Annotated in this window: 15 protein-coding genes; 5 read left to right on the plus strand and 10 right to left on the minus strand. The window is 32.0% G+C overall.

Translation table 11 applies throughout. The features are described 5' to 3' along the window. Positions 1–122: 122 nt before the first annotated feature. The 3 genes from DKT72_RS14450 to DKT72_RS14460 all read left to right on the plus strand — a co-directional run bounded on the left by DKT72_RS14450 (position 123) and on the right by DKT72_RS14460 (position 3,495). The gene (locus DKT72_RS14450; protein ID WP_111309455.1) at positions 123–2,534 is read left to right on the plus strand and encodes an alpha-ketoacid dehydrogenase subunit alpha/beta; all 2,412 of its coding nucleotides are present in this window, start codon (positions 123–125) and stop codon (positions 2,532–2,534) included. 80 nt (positions 2,535–2,614) lie between these two features. Next, complete coding sequence (locus tag DKT72_RS14455; protein WP_111309456.1) at positions 2,615–2,995, plus strand: DoxX family protein; 381 nt, start codon at positions 2,615–2,617, stop codon at positions 2,993–2,995. A 29-nt stretch (positions 2,996–3,024) separates the two neighbouring features. Continuing rightward, positions 3,025–3,495 carry a hypothetical protein gene (locus DKT72_RS14460; protein WP_111309457.1) on the plus strand — a complete coding sequence of 157 codons (471 nt, stop codon included), beginning with the start codon at positions 3,025–3,027 and terminating at the stop codon, positions 3,493–3,495. Here DKT72_RS14460 and DKT72_RS14465 read toward each other — a convergent pair. The 8 genes from DKT72_RS14465 to ung form a co-directional block, all read right to left on the minus strand. Further along, positions 3,490–4,578, minus strand: a complete 1,089-nt coding sequence (locus DKT72_RS14465; RefSeq protein ID WP_317048444.1) for an AMP-binding protein — start codon at positions 4,576–4,578, stop codon at positions 3,490–3,492. The genes DKT72_RS14460 and DKT72_RS14465 overlap by 6 nt on opposite strands. Then, positions 4,550–5,521, minus strand: coding sequence for a CPBP family intramembrane glutamic endopeptidase (locus DKT72_RS14470; RefSeq protein ID WP_111309459.1), 972 nt, complete (start codon positions 5,519–5,521; stop codon positions 4,550–4,552). Before DKT72_RS14470 ends, DKT72_RS14465 begins: the two co-directional genes overlap by 29 nt. Positions 5,522–5,526: 5 nt before the next feature. Continuing rightward, entirely contained in the window at positions 5,527–6,564 is a 1,038-nt protein-coding gene (locus tag DKT72_RS14475) for an o-succinylbenzoate synthase (RefSeq protein ID WP_111309460.1), read from the minus strand. After that, entirely contained in the window at positions 6,565–7,242 is a 678-nt protein-coding gene (locus DKT72_RS14480; RefSeq protein ID WP_111309461.1) for a metal-dependent hydrolase, read from the minus strand. An 8-nt stretch (positions 7,243–7,250) separates the two neighbouring features. Beyond that, a complete protein-coding gene (locus DKT72_RS14485; RefSeq protein ID WP_111309462.1) occupies positions 7,251–8,741 on the minus strand; it encodes a hypothetical protein in 1,491 nt (496 codons plus the stop codon). 12 nt (positions 8,742–8,753) lie between these two features. After that, a complete protein-coding gene (menA, locus tag DKT72_RS14490) occupies positions 8,754–9,662 on the minus strand; it encodes a 1,4-dihydroxy-2-naphthoate octaprenyltransferase (RefSeq protein WP_220628133.1) in 909 nt (302 codons plus the stop codon). Next, positions 9,663–10,502 (minus strand): 1,4-dihydroxy-2-naphthoyl-CoA synthase, encoded by an 840-nt coding sequence (locus DKT72_RS14495; protein WP_111309463.1) that lies wholly within the window; start codon positions 10,500–10,502, stop codon positions 9,663–9,665. It lies immediately after the preceding gene. Positions 10,503–10,931: 429 nt separating this feature from the next. Then, the gene (gene ung, locus DKT72_RS14500; protein WP_111309464.1) at positions 10,932–11,597 is read right to left on the minus strand and encodes a uracil-DNA glycosylase; all 666 of its coding nucleotides are present in this window, start codon (positions 11,595–11,597) and stop codon (positions 10,932–10,934) included. A gap of 63 nt (positions 11,598–11,660) precedes the next feature. Between ung and DKT72_RS14505 the strand changes: the two genes are divergently transcribed. Together DKT72_RS14505 and DKT72_RS14510 are read left to right on the plus strand one after the other, a co-directional pair. Continuing rightward, entirely contained in the window at positions 11,661–13,154 is a 1,494-nt protein-coding gene (locus DKT72_RS14505; RefSeq protein ID WP_111309465.1) for a YfcC family protein, read from the plus strand. A gap of 10 nt (positions 13,155–13,164) precedes the next feature. After that, entirely contained in the window at positions 13,165–14,337 is a 1,173-nt protein-coding gene (locus tag DKT72_RS14510; protein ID WP_111309466.1) for a DUF418 domain-containing protein, read from the plus strand. Between the two features lie 16 nt (positions 14,338–14,353). Here DKT72_RS14510 and DKT72_RS14515 read toward each other — a convergent pair whose 3' ends face one another. Further along, on the minus strand, positions 14,354–15,235 hold the full coding sequence (locus DKT72_RS14515; protein ID WP_111309467.1) for an SMP-30/gluconolactonase/LRE family protein: 882 nt from the start codon (positions 15,233–15,235) through the stop codon (positions 14,354–14,356). Positions 15,236–15,256: 21 nt separating this feature from the next. Further along, complete coding sequence (gene holA, locus DKT72_RS14520) at positions 15,257–16,261, minus strand: DNA polymerase III subunit delta (protein ID WP_111309468.1); 1,005 nt, start codon at positions 16,259–16,261, stop codon at positions 15,257–15,259. Positions 16,262–16,280: the final 19 nt, after the last annotated feature.

The raw sequence follows: 16,280 nt of genomic DNA on the forward strand, positions 1-16,280 counted from the left end.
ATTGTTTAACACCTTTTCAACATTTCATTATTTTTTTTAATAGAATCGATACTAAAGAAAGATTTTAGAATTGTTAGTGCCACAAAAATTAGTTAAATTCGCAGAAGCGAAATTTCACTCATATGGATACCATTCCAGATTTAAAAAATAATATATCCTTCGACGATTTTAAAACTGAAGTTTTAAATGATTACAAAATAGCGGTAACCAGTAGAGAATGTAGTTTACTGGGGAGGAGAGAAGTATTAACAGGTAAAGCTAAATTTGGGATTTTTGGAGATGGTAAAGAAGTGCCACAATTGGCAATGGCAAAAGCCTTTAAAAAAGGGGATTGGCGTTCTGGTTACTATCGTGACCAAACGTTTATGATGGCTTTAGGCGAATTATCCATAGAACAATTTTTTGCTGGCCTATATGCCAACACCAATTTAGAATTGGAGCCTATGTCTGCCGGCCGTCAAATGGGAGGACACTTTGTAACCCATAGTATTGATGAAAATGGAAATTGGAAAGATCTTACAAAACAATACAATTCCAGTGCAGATATTTCACCAACTGCTGCGCAAATGCCAAGGTTACTTGGTTTAGCTCAAGCTTCAAAAATTTACAAAGAGCTTAAAGATATTAATGCTACCAATTTCTCTGTAAATGGAAATGAAGTCGCTTGGGGAACCATTGGAAATGCTAGTACAAGCGAAGGTCTCTTTTTTGAAACTATAAATGCCGCTGGAGTTTTACAAGTTCCTATGGTAATAAGTGTATGGGATGATGAATATGGGATTTCCGTTCATGCCAAATATCAAACTACTAAAGAAAATATTTCAGAAATCTTAAAAGGGTTTCAACGAGATAAAAAAAATAACGGCTTTGAAATATTAAGAGTAAAAGGTTGGGATTATGCCAATTGTATGGAAACATATCAAGAAGCCTCCGTTATAGCAAGAGATGAGCACGTTCCTGTTCTCATACATGTTCAAGAATTAACACAGCCTCAAGGGCATTCTACATCTGGATCCCATGAACGTTATAAAGATAGCAACAGACTCTCTTGGGAAGCTGAATTCGATTGCAATAAAAAAATGCGAGAATGGATTATAGAAAGTGGTATTGCAACTAACGAGGTACTTACAAGTATTGAACGAACCATTAAAAGGGACGTAAAAGAAGGTCGGAAAAATGCTTGGGATATTTTTTTAAGGCCTATTCAAAAAGAACAACAAGAACTAATTTCTATACTAAAAAGTGTCGCTACGAATAGTTCTAACCAGGTTTTTATATCAAAAATAAAAGACTCTTTACTTTCAATTGGCGAACCAACTAGAAAAGATTTATTATCGAGTGCCAGAAAGGCATTGCGCTACACAATTGGAGAAAACAACACTGAAAAACAACAACTTAACACTTGGATTAATAATTATTTCCATTTTGCACAGCCTAAATTCAGTTCTCATTTATATTGTGAAACCAACAAATCTGCATTACGTGTTACGGAAGCAAAACCTAGTTACAGTAATGATTCGGAACTTGTAGATGCCAGAATTATTATTAGAGATAATTTTGATGCTATTTTAAAAAAATATCCAGAGGTATTGATTTTTGGTGAAGACACTGGTCATATTGGCGATGTTAATCAAGGTTTAGAAGGCTTACAAGAAAAATACGGTGAACATCGTGTTACAGATACAGGGATTAGAGAAGCTACCATCATTGGTCAAGGTATTGGATTGGCTTTAAGAGGACTACGTCCAATTGCCGAAATCCAATATTTAGATTACCTTTTATATGCCTTACAAATTATTAGTGATGATCTAGCGTCACTTCATTATAGAACGAAAGGACGCCAAAAAGCTCCATTGATTATACGAACTCGAGGACATAGATTAGAAGGCATATGGCATTCTGGTTCTCAAATGGGTGGTATTTTAAATTTAATACGAGGAATTTACGTATTAGTACCAAGAAACATGACTAAAGCTGCAGGTTTTTATAATACATTGCTACAAAGTGATGATCCTGCTTTAGTCGTAGAATGTTTAAATGGTTACCGACTTAAAGAAAGTAAACCTGATAATTTAGGTAATTTTAAAACGCCTATTGGTGTTGTTGAAACCATAAAAGAAGGTGCAGATATTACCTTAGTTTCATATGGTTCCACACTTCGAATAGTTGAGCAAACTGCTAAAGATTTATTAACAGTTGGTATCGATGCCGAAGTTATAGATATACAATCGTTGATCCCTTTTGATATCAATCATGACATTGTAAAAAGTATTGCAAAAACAAATAGGGTCATAGTCATAGATGAAGATGTACCTGGTGGTGCTTCAGCTTATATATTAAATGAGATTTTAAATACACAAAATGCCTATCAGTATTTAGATAGCCAACCAAAAACTTTAACCGCAAAGGCACACAGACCGGCATTTGGAAATGATGGTGATTATTTCTCTAAACCTTCTGCGGAAGATATTTTTGAAGCTGTTTATCAAGTGATGCACGAATCCAATCCTGAAGATTTCCCAAAATTGAGATAGAGAAACAATCAATTGAATATTTTTCTACCAATTATGAGATATTTTTATATATTTTTATCATTATTCAATTCTAAAACAATATGAAAAAAGATGTTACCGATTTAGCTTTATTAATCCTACGTTTAGGAGCTGGAGGATTAATGCTTACACATGGAATTCCTAAAATAAACATGCTATTTGCGAGCCCAATTCAATTTGCTGATCCTATTGGTGTTGGTGATACATTATCATTGATATTTGCTTTAATAGGCGAAGTTATTGCCCCTATTCTTATAATCATTGGATTTAAAACAAAATTAGCTGCGATTCCGTCCGTAATAACCATGGCTGTGGCTGCTTTTATAGTTCATGCTAATGATGACATAGCCACTAAAGAAAAAGCATTACTATATTTAATTTGTTTTGTAACTCTTCTTCTAGCCGGAGCAGGCAAATATTCTATAGATGGAATGAAAAAATAATTCCAGAAAACTGGATATAAATATTATAAATGAAGGCAATTCCCCTGAAAGATATTAAGCAAGAATTAAGTCATCTTTCTTCCAATGAATTACAGGAGATTTGTCTTTGTTTGTCAAGATTCAAAAAAGAAAATAAAGAACTCCTCTCCTACCTTTTATTTGAATCCTCTAATGAAGAAGCTTATATTGAAAGTGTTAAAAATCACATAGATGAAGGTTTTGAAACTATAAATATTGATAGTTACTTCTATATAAGAAAAAGTATTAGAAAAATACTAAACCAAACTAAAAAGTACATTCGCTATTCACAAAAAAAAGAAACCGAAATAGAGTTGCTGCTTTATTTTTGTAAAAAGATGAAAACATTCAAACCTAGTATTAAAAACAGTTTGCAACTTGAAAACATCTACAAACGTCAAATAATCCTTATTAAAAAGATAATTAGCTCTTTACATGAAGATTTACAATACGACTATAATTTGGCTATTGAAGATTTATAAATTTAACATCGCCAATGTTTTTTTACGCTGAATTTTACCAAAGCCCGTTTCACTGAATTTTTCTAAATTATAAACCGCTTTTGGTTTTTCAAATTTTTCAAGACCATCAAAAACCGACGGATTCAATTCATTCGTTTTATCTTCTACAACCAAAATCAATTTTTCACCTAAAACTTCGTCTGGTTGAGAAGCTATAATATACCGTTTCTGTATGATGCCAGCCAGTTTGTTCTCTATTTGTTCTGGAAACACTTTAACCCCACCTGTATTAACCACGTTATCGTAACGTCCTACCCATTCAAATTCATTTTTAGAATGAATTTCAACAACATCATTTGTAACTATTTTCTCGTTCGAAATATAGGGTACCTCTACAACTAAACACTGTCTTTCATCTTGTGATATAGAGATACTTGGCAATAATCTAAAATGTTGTTGCTTATTACTTTGTCCTTGAGGAAAATTATTTAATTGCTTTAAAGCAAAATGACTCACCGTCTCAGTCATGCCATATGTTTCAAAAATTTTGGCAGGATGGTTTGCTATGGCTTCTTTTAAAGAATTGGTAACCTTTGCACCACCAACAATAATAGTTTTAATATTATGAGTTCTCTCAAGTGTATTTCGTAACTGCATCGGCGTCATAGCACAAAAATCATAATGACGGTTCTTATTGAAATAAGGTTCTGATGTTGGATTAACTATATCTAACTCTAAACCTAAAATCATGGCCCTAATCAACATCATTTTGCCAGAAATGTAATTAGATGGCAAACAATGTAGGGCTTTATTACCTGGTCTTAAATTAAAAAAATCCCCAGTGGCAATGGCAGAATTCACCATAGCTTGCTTATGTACTTTAATGGTTTTTGGTTTTCCAGTAGAACCAGACGTTTTAATGATGATATAATCCTTTTTATCCAGCCAATCCATTAAAAAATGACCGAAAATTTCCTCATAATGTTCACCTTCTTTAATGAAACTATATGCTACATCATAAAGATCGTCAAAATGGTAATTACCGGAATTAAGTTTAAATTTTAAATGTACTTTATCAAAGGTTGGAGTTGTTTTCATCATCATGTATTCCTATTCTATTTATTGTTTCAATTTCAGGTACTAAAATAGTTCCAAATAATCTATCTTTCCAATTTTTCCAGCCATATTTTTTTGCCATTATTAAAAGAATTATGGGATATACGACAAAAACAGGTAAAATAATCTCTAATATAGAATTCGTAGCTTCTTCAGATGTATAAATGAAAATAGCATCGGTTTGTAATGCAGACCAACTTGAGGTTACTAGAATAGCTGCTAATAAATTGTTTCCAAAATGAAATCCTAATGCCAGCTCCAAACCATCATCCATCAATGTCATAATACCAAGTAATAATCCTGTTCCTATATAAAATACCATAGTAATAAGCCCAATTTCAGCGACTTCTGGATTTGCCCCATGCATAACACCAAATAATACAGATGTGAGTATTAACGGAAACCATTTATTCCTTACATAAAAACCAAGATGTTGCATCAAATACCCTCTAAATAAATACTCCTCGAGACCAATTTGAACAGGAAATAATAAAAGACTTATAATAAGCAGTATTGTAAACTTTACAGGATCAAATTGAAGTTTAATTAAATCAGGGTCTGCATAATAACTTATCGAAAAAGTAACTAATGTTATTATTACTATTAAAGAAAAAGAAAAAGCAACCCGACTCCAATCAACTTTATCCCTAGCTGTTGTTAATGATAATATACTTCTTTGATGAAGAAATTTAACCAATATGAATAACAATCCAAGTAAAATCGCAAAAGGAGCTAAATTAACGGCCAGCCAAAAATTCTTACTTGGCACTAACTCTAGTAACTTTTTTTGTTCTTCAACGATGTCTATATCCCCACCGAAAAAAATAAAAAAAACAATATTGCCAATAAAAATACCAGAAACTAAAAAGACTGTTAAAAAAAACATCCAAGTTTCATTTTTACCTTTAAATGCTTGTTGAATATAGTTCATATATTTTATAAATTAAATGTCCACTGTTTTAAGTTATCGTATTGCAATGTACCATTTTTAACCAATAATGGCGATTCAAAATTATTGGTAAATAAACCTCCTGTACCCAAGCCTTGTGGCACCTTACTATATTTAGTATAAGTATATTGGGCAATAGCATTTAAACCTACATTACTTTCTAAAGCACTCGTTATCCACCAACCAATATTTAACCTTTCAGCTATTTCAATCCATTCATCACAACCTTTAAAACCACCTACCAAACTAGGCTTTAAAATGATGTATTGTGGCTTTATGGTTTGTAATAAATATTCTTTTTGAATTGGATGAAAGACCCCTATTAACTCCTCATCAAGTGCTATTGACAACGGTGTTTCTTTACACAATACTGCCATCTTTTCTATTTGACCTTGTTTTATAGGTTGTTCGATGGAATGCAAATCGAATTCAGATAATATTTTTAATTTTTCTAAAGCTTCCAAAGGTTGAAAAGCGCCATTTGCATCTACACGCAATTCTATATTTTTTGAAGTAAATTCTTTTCTGATAGATTTTATAAGGTTGATTTCTGTTTGAAAATCGATGGCTCCAATTTTCATCTTAATACATCTGAATCCTGCTTCTATTTTTTCTTTAATTTGTTGTTTCATGAAACCTTCGGAACCCATCCAAATTAATCCGTTTATTGAAATGGAATCTTGGCTTCTAGTAAAATCTGATGGAAACAATTCATATTCATTTTCGGAAGTTAAAGACTTAAAAGCCATCTCCAAACCAAATTGAATACTTGGAAATTCGATTAATTCCGCTAAAAGAATTTCTAAACCTAAATGGATATTATGACATGCCCATCTTAATTTTTTCTCATAATCTGGTCTGTCATCTATAGATAAACCTCTAAAAACACCACATTCCCCAACTCCTTGCTTTTCTTGATCCTGAAGAATTAGGAACCAAGTTTCTTTGCTTTTAAGAATGCCTCGAGAGGTACCGCTAGGTTGTTTAAAATTTAAAATATATTTCTTACAGGAAGCTGTTATCATTTATAGCTCAATACTTTCACCAATCTCTAAAAGCATTAAGTCTTTCCCTTTTTCAAAAAAGGTTTGCTTTGCTTCATCATGATTGATTTCAATATATCCAAACGTATCAAAATGACACCCCAAAACTTTATCACATTGCACAAAATCACTGGCTAACATAGCATCTTTTATTCCCATGGTAAAATTATCGCCTATGGGCAAAATAGCTAAATCTAATTTTGTTTGTAGCGGAATGAGTTTCATATCAAAAGTTAAAGCTGTATCGCCTGCAATGTAGATATTTTTGTGTTCGCCTTCAATGACGAAACCTCCAGGTTGCCCACCATAACGACCATCTGGAAATGACGATGTGTGAATCGCATTTACATATTTTACGTTGCCAAACTCAAAATCCCATTGGCCACCGTGATTCATAGGGTGACCTTCAATACCAAGTTTTTCAAAATGAGTTACAATTTCAAAATTGGATATCACTATAGCACCCGTTCTTTTTGCAATCGATTCTACATCAAGAATATGATCTTGATGCGCATGCGTTACCAAAATATAATCGGCATGTAATTCGTTTATATTGATGTGTGATGCTTTAGGATTTCCTGTTATAAATGGATCTACAAGTATGTTTACATCATTAACCTTGATGCCTAAACTAGCGTGTCCGTAAAATGTTATTTTCATGTCAAACTTTACTCTAAAATTAAAAACCTTTTTTTTCCTTCATCATGACCTATCGTGATGAAACGATTTTCCTTAAAGATACCAAAATATGGTGAATAATATGTTTTGTTCTTATTATCTTGTATTTTATCATAAGAAACATCCCCTTCAGAATTATAAACGATATCATAAAGAGATGAAGATTCAAATAGACCTTTAGATACTTTTACCCGACCATCTTCTTTTTCTATTAGGTTTTTTCCTGAATTTAAAACAACATGCAATTGTTCATCTTTTATAAAAGCATTATATGATGGAGCTGTTGCTCTTTTAAAAATACTTCTTCCCCATTCTAGTTCGCCTTCTTTATTAAGTTTAATTGCCAATACATCATCATAATGATATACGGTTTGCCAATAACCTCCATTCATACCCATAGAAACATACACAGATGTCACAAAATATTCCTCTGCTAATAAATAAGTGTTACCAAAACTATCTTTCAATACATGATCCACATAAAAATTTGATAGTTCTTTATCTTTCTTTTTATCAGCAACTGCTGTACTGTACAAATCGTTATAAACTTTCTCTGGTAAATTATGCGATTTTGTTTGTAATATTTCCATAAGCTCCGCATTAACATCGAACAAAATGAGGCCTTTGATGTTACTTACATTTTTCTGCGAATAAAATCCCAATAATCTAATTTTATCTTCTTGCCCGGATATTACTAATGAACGTATATGAGTGTTATCATTAAAATTTAAACTTAAAGTATTTATAGATGTTTGAGTAAGCTTATTTAGAATAAAATTATAATTATTTTTATTTTCCTTTTTTTCTGATCGTCCTTCTAAGAATAGTTTCCCTAAAGTATAGACAGTTGCTGAGTCATCAATATAAACATCGTTAGGTTCATAAAATTTCTCGGTGTTTTCTTGATATTTTTTCTCGTATAATAATACTAAATCTTTTGAATTGTAAACATGAACCGTGTAAGAACTGGCATTCTTTTTAATATCATCCGTTAATATTGTAAAATATTGCCCATTAGGAGACATGGCAAATGCCGTTTGTCTTTTATTTGCCCCAGAGAATATCTTTTGATTATTCTCTACATTGGTTTTAAAAAGCTCTGTTTTTTTATGAGTAGCGTCATTGATATTGAATTCATAACAATATAATATGCGTTCTTTTTTTGAGGGAGAGTATACAGTAAAAATCTTAATTGTATTTTCAAAAAACAACTCTCCACAAAAATCTTCATTTTTTGGCTTTTCAATTTCAATCCCATTTAGCCTTATTAAAGATGGATTAAAAATATCAAAAAGTAAATTCCTTTTACTATCTCTAACAACTCCCATTAAATTTGAATTGGACAGATGCATCGACAAAACCTCATTCGCTCTAACATCATCCTTGAAATCAACGCTTTCTGTAATGTTAAGCTTGGTTTGTTGTTGGCAAAAACAAGTAATAATTGTTAATAAAGCAATTGATAAAAAAAAAGGTTTCATAAATTTTAAAGATTAAAAATCTAACAAATGACCTATTCCCATAAGGATAGCCAATAGAAATGTTGTTAGTGCCAGTTTTTTTAATTCACTATCCAAAAGCATTGTATTTACGTTCTTATATACTGTTATAAAATGCTTAATTAATGGGATATAAGCTATTATAAAAATTAAATTATAGATTGAGGTATAATATAATAGTCCGAAAAGTAACGACAAAAAAATAGCTAGAACAATTAAAGTTAAATGATAAACTTTTGCCTTAGCTGCTCCAAACCTAACAGCTAGAGTAATTTTATTCGATTTCTCATCGGAAACCATATCCCGCATATTATTCAGGTTTAAAACTCCTACGCTTAAAAGTCCAATAACACAAGCCGGTAAAAATACCACATGGTCTATTTGTTTGGCATACAAAACATAACCTCCAATAACACTTACCAACCCAAAAAAAAGAAATACAAATACATCTCCTAATCCATTATATCCATAGGCATTTTCACCTACCGTATAGCGTATAGCTGCTACTATGGACGCAATACCTAATAAAAAGAAAATCAAGGTTAATAAAAAATGGTTTACCCCAAATGCCGAAAAAATAAGCATGAATGCTAACACTATTGATATCAAAATACATGTTTTTATAGCACTAAACATACTTTCTGGAGATATTTCACCACTTTGTATGGCACGTTCGGGACCTATTCTATCACTATTGTCCGTTCCTTTAACACCATCTCCATAGTCATTTGCGAGATTTGATAATATTTGAAAGCTTATCGTTGTTAAAATAGCTAAAATAAAGATATTCCATTTAAAAAACCCATTGTATTCAGCTAAAGAGGATGCTATAATAATGCCTGAAATAGATAACGGAAGCGTTCTTAAACGCATTGCAGAAATCCAAAGCTTAATATTTTTCATTTACGGAATCCATTTTTTTTCAAAGTTAGGCTTTCGTTTTTCTAAAAAAGCATTTCGACCTTCCTTTGCTTCGTCTGTCATATAAGCCAAACGTGTTGCCTCACCTGCAAATACTTGTTGTCCAACCATCCCATCGTCGGTAAGATTCATAGCAAACTTAAGCATTTTTATAGATGTGGGAGATTTAGCTAATATGTCTTGAGCCCATTGATATGCGGTTTCTTCTAACTCGTTATGAGGAATAACAGCATTTACCATGCCCATATCGAAAGCTTCTTGAGCGGAATAATTTCTTCCTAAAAAAAATATTTCCCTTGCTTTTTTTTGTCCAACCATTTTAGCCAAATAAGCAGAACCATATCCCCCATCAAAACTTGTAACATCGGCATCTGTCTGTTTAAAAATAGCATGTTCTTTACTCGCCAAAGTTAAATCGCAAACGACATGCAAGCTATGTCCTCCACCAACAGCCCAACCTGGTACCACCGCAATTACTGCTTTTGGCATAAAGCGAATTAAACGTTGAACTTCCAAAATATTTAGACGATGATACCCGTCTTCACCAACATAACCTTGATGACCTCTGGCTTTTTGATCTCCACCTGAACAGAAACTCCAAATACCATCTTTAGTTGAAGGGCCTTCAGCAGATAATAAAACAACACCTATATTGACGTCTTCACCTGCATCATAAAATGCTTCGTATAATTCACTAGTTGTTTTTGGTCTAAAAGCATTACGTACATTTGGTCGGTTAAATGCTATTCGTGCTACACCATTACATTTTTGATAGGTAATATCTTCGTATTCTTTTACAGTTTTCCAATTAATTTGTTCCATATTTATTATTTAAGCCAAAAATAAACTATATTTTCTTTTCACTACAAGTTTGTTAATAATATTGCTTATTGAGAAAAAAAACTAGGTTTTCTGAAAAATCAAAAAAAATATTAGATAGTTCCATATAGATAAAGCCTTATTTTATTGAAAAATCAAGGTGTTTTTTTTCTTAATTCTAAAAAAAAATAAAATACTTACAAGTAAGTATAGGTTTGTAGTATATTATAGCTTATTTTTGCATCATATTTGTTTTTTATCTAAAATAATTGTAATTTGTCGAACAATAAACCCCAATGCCTATGTTATTTACAATCACAATCTCCCTCTCCGTATTGGTCGTTATTAACTTATTACTACTAAAGTTTAGTTGTAATAAAATCACAAAGCAGAAACAGGAAATTAAGAAAACTGTTGTTTTAAATCCAAGTCTTACCATTGAACAGGATTCTGACAGGCTTGCTCCAACAGGGAGTTAGTTTTACTAAAATGCTTGTTTCCAAACCAGTAACCTCTATTGGCACTTAATGGAGATGGGTGTCCTGAAGTCAAAATTTTATGTTTATTTTGATTAATATATTTCACTTTTTGTTTAGCATAACCTCCCCACAGTAGAAATATTACACCCTCTTTTTTATCACTTATTAATTTAATAACATGATCTGTAAAGGTTTCCCATCCCTTGTTTTGATGGCTGCCAGCTTGATTAGCTCTTACAGTTAGAGTGGCGTTCAATAACAACACTCCCTGCTCTGCCCAACGCATTAAATTACCACTTTTCGGATAAGAAATTCCTAAATCCTGTTCAATCTCCTTAAAAATATTAATAAGAGATGGTGGGTGACTTACACCATCATTAACCGAGAAACAAAGACCATTAGCCTGTCCTACCCCATGATAAGGGTCTTGACCGATAATCACAACCTTAACAGCATCAAAATGGCAAGCATTAAAAGCATTGAATATTTGTTTTCCTGGAGGAAAACATTGGTTGTTGACATATTCATTTTTAACAAAACTTACTAAATCTTTAAAATAAGATTTTTCAAATTCATCATTCAAATAAGTTTTCCAACTATCGTGTATATCTACATTCATATGTTTAATTTAATAAGCGAACTAAAATAATATTATCTTTATTCATATTAAAACTTATTGAGATTGAAAAAAATAAAATTCCCTACAGCACAAAGTGTATTATTAATTATTGCTGGCGCAGTAGCTCTATTAACTTGGTTTGTACCTGCTGGTAAATATGATTCTTTAAGTTATAACAAAATAGATAATACCTTTTCTATTAAAAGCATTGAAGAGACTAAAATATTGCCTGCAAATCAGTCAACTTTAGACGAATTAAGTATAAAAATTCCTTTAGAAAAATTCACAAGTGGTGATATCTGGAAACCGATTGGCGTACCCAATTCTTACAAACAATTGCAATCACAACCGCAAGGAATTGTCGCGTTTATTAAATCACCTATTAAAGGGATTATCGAAGCAGCCGATATTATTTTCCTTGTTTTATTTATTGGCGGGCTTATAGGTGTTATGAATATTACAGGAGCATTTGAAGCAGGCATAGCATGGTTAGCAAAAGTTCTTAAAGGAAGAGAATATTGGCTTATTATTTCTGTTACAACATTAATAGCAATTGGTGGAACAACTTTTGGTTTGGCTGAAGAAACCATAGCTTTTTACCCAATTCTGATACCTATTTTTTTAGCAGCTAAATATGATGCTATGGTACCTCTTGCTTGCATATATTTAGGGTCATCTGTAGGAACAACATATTCTACAACAAACCCTTTTAGTGCTATTATTGCATCAGATGCAGCTGGCATAAATTGGACAACAGGACTAACCAATAGAATAATTATGTTGTCTCTAGGAATCCTCATTTGTGTATTATATATTCTTCGGTATGCACGGGCTGTAAAAAAAGACCCTTCCAAATCAATTATTTTTAATCAAAAAGAGGAAATTGAACAACATTTTGGCAACAACACACACTCACATATAGTACTGTCATCAAGACTTCGATTAATTTTATTTGTCTTCATCATGTGTTTTGTTGTTATGATTTATGGCGTATCCCAACTTGAATGGTGGTTTATTGAAATGACCACTGTGTTTTTTGTAGGTAGTATATTGATTGGCATCATAGCAAGAATTAGGGAATATACATTTGTAGAGACTTTTGTTAAAGGAGCGAGTGAATTACTAGGGGTTGCCTTAATCATTGGTATTGCAAGGGGCATTACCGTGTTAATGGACGATGGATTAATAAGTGATACCATGCTTTATTACGCAAGTAACGTCACAAATGGTATGAATAAAGGATTATTTATTAATGCCATGCTTTTTATTTATAGCGGACTGTCTTTTTTTATTCCATCATCTTCAGGAATGGCCGTGCTAACCATGCCCATAATGTCCCCTTTAGCAGATGGGGTTGGTATCGGTAGAGAAGCCATTGTAAATGCTTATCAATACGGGATGGGATTATTTGCTTTTATAAGTCCTACTGGCATAATATTAGCCTCGTTAGCTATCGTGAAAATCGGTTATGATAAATGGTTAAAATTTGTCATGCCTTTAGTTATTATTTTAACTATTTTCACCATGTTAATGCTAACTATTTCCGTTTATATATAATTTAATTACAATGATTGAAAGTGAAAGTAAATTAAGAATTGGTGTTATTGATGCAATTCGTGGCTTTTGTCTAGTGTCCATTATGCTCCTCCACAATCTCGAGCATTTTGATTTTTATTACAAACCTAAATTTCTGCCTGATTGGATGGTAAGTTTAGATACAATAATTTGGGACATACTATTTTTTCTTTTCAGCGGAAAGTCTTATGCCATATTTGCTTTTCTATTTGGGTTTACTTTCTATATTCAACTTAATAATCAAGAAAAGAGAGGCAATGATTTTAGATTGCGATTTTTTTGGCGGCTAGTTCTTTTATTTTGCTTTGGATTTATTAATTCTGCGTTTTATCAAGGAGATATATTATCCATATATGCTTTTGTAGGCTTATTTTTAATTCCTTTTGCAAAAACCAATTCTAAAATTATTTTCTTAATTGCATGCATTCTTTTTTTACAACCTTATGAATTATTTCAACTATACAAAGCCTTCCAAAACCCCAATTTACAAATTCCAAACCCTGAATCTTGGATCTATTTTGGTAAAATGGAAGATTATATTACAGGAGATTCATTCTTTAACACTATTAAAGGAAATTTAACTAATGGAAGAAAAGCTGTTTGGCTTTGGTCTTTTGAAAATGGTCGCTTTTTCCATATCCTTTCCTTATTCATGTTTGGTATGATAGCAGGAAGGAAACAACTGTTTACTTGGACAGATAAAAACAAACTGTTTTGGAAAAAAGTTTTTTATATATCAAGCATATTATTTATTCCTCTATTTATTATTCAGAAATCAGTTATAAAATTAATAGAAAGTAAAGCTATACGAACTTCATTGGAAAACATTGAAACGTCATGGACCAATATAACTTTCATGCTCATTTTAATTTCGGGTTTTATACTGCTTTTCCATAACAAACATGTCCATAGCAAACTCAATGTTTTTTCTCCTTTAGGCAAAATGAGTCTCTCTAATTACGTTTTACAATCATTACTTGGCGCTTGTATTTATTACGGATTTGGACTAGGACTGTACAAATATACCGGAGCTACTTTCAGCCTAATAATTGGTATTTTGAGCTCTATTCTCTTATTGTTTTTTTGTAAATGGTGGCTTAAAACCCATAAAAGAGGGCCGCTAGAAACTATATGGCATAAAGCAACGTGGGTATTTTCAAAATAATAAGCCTGGCACAACCTTAGTTAATCTTATAAGCAACCACTGTATTTCCATAAAATGTGGGAACAAGTAATATATTATCTTTAGGTATAAAAGATATATCCGCAGAGTTTAATTTATCTGCTCTAGTGTCTAACAATTTAATTGCTTGGGTATTCACCTTACTTTTATCTGCAAAAAACAGTTCTCCTTGAAAAGCAGAGAGAATATAACCTTGCTCAATAGCCACAATACCATCGCCTCCTCTTACACCTGTTGACAATACCGTTTTTTCTTTTGTCACCTTGTCTATTGCTATGAGTTCTCCTTTACTAGATGAAAGGATAAGAACTCTATTCGCTTCCACTAAAATACCATTGGGATAAAAGCCTTTTAAATCTAACCACAAAGATGATTTACCATCTACTAGTTTAAAAATTTTCTCATCTTGTGAATCGGTTACATAAATATCTCCATTCAAATCTATGTCTAAATCATTAAGAAAAACGGCCTTTTCAATCGTATGCTTTTTAACAATAGAACCTGTCTCCAAATCAATTTCTACAACTTCATTTATATCATCAACAAACAATTTTCCATTATAAAAATTAAGTCCTTTTGGTGCATTTATACCCGTAACCCATTTTTGGTTGATTATTTCCCCCTCTTTTCCAAGCAAAGCAATATAGCCATCTCCATCCTTTTTATTAGGTGGCATTTCTCCGATATTTGAAACGTATATAATATCTTTTTCAGGATTGTACCTAACGGCTTCAGATGTTTTAAGTACGTTATCCGTTTCCCACAATTTCGTTAATGTTATTTCAGTATTAGAATTTCCCTTAGGCTTCACATGTTTATCAATTTGAAAAGCAAGTGAAATAATAATACCGAAAACACCCAAAATCTTTACGTATTTCATTTTAAGAAATGTATTAAAAAACTAAGCTATTATTTTTACTAATAGCTCTTTAAGCAAATCAGACTGAGGAACCGCATTAGCACCAACCCCTTTGCTTTTGACATCAAACTCACGCAAAACCGAAATAATATGGCTTACTTTTTTCATGGGGTAATTTCTGGCAGCATTCGTATAATCGTTCACAAAATAGGGATTGATTTTTAAAGCGGAAGCAACACTTCTAGGAGATTTATCGTTTAAACCATGAAAATTCAGTAATTGTGAAAAAAAGTTGAATAACAATGATACGGTTACTACCATGGGGTTGTCCTTTGGATTTTCTCCAAAATAATGAACAATTTTATGTGCCTTCAAAAGATTCCTTTCTCCTATGGCCTTTTGCAGTTCAAAATTATTGTAATCTTTACTAATACCAATGTTTTGTTCAATAGCCTCAGGCGTAATATCGCTTCCTTTTGGTAAAACAATTTGAAGTTTTTCTAATTCATTATTTATTTTACTCAAATCTGTTCCCAAAAACTCCACAAGCATTTGAGCCGCTTTGGGAGAAATTGTATAATTCTTAGCAGATAACACCCTACGAATCCAATCTGCTACCTGATTTTCATAAAGTTTTTTGCTTTCATAGATTATACCAATTTTATTAACCGCTTTATACAACGCTTTACGTTTATCTATCTTTTTATATTTATAATTAACGACTAAAACCGTAGTAGGTTGTGGATTTGCAGCATAACTGGCCAAACTTTCGATGGTTCTAGATAAATCCTGTGCTTCTTTAACTATAATCACTTGACGTTCTGCCATCATAGGGTAACGTTTTGCATTGCTAACAATATCTTCAATAGTAATATCTCTTCCATACAAAACCATTTGGTTGAAACCCTTTTCTTCTTCACTCAAAACATTTTTTTCAATGAATTCTGAAATTCTATCAATATAATACGGTTCCTCTCCCATTAAAAAATAGATAGGTTTTATATTGCCATTCTTAATATCGGTCACTAATTGCTTTACGTCGTCCAAATCTGAGAAATTTCAAAAA

It is taken from the genome of Confluentibacter sediminis, assembly GCF_003258355.1.
In the GTDB taxonomy this organism is placed as follows: Bacteria; Bacteroidota; Bacteroidia; order Flavobacteriales; family Flavobacteriaceae; genus Confluentibacter; species Confluentibacter sediminis.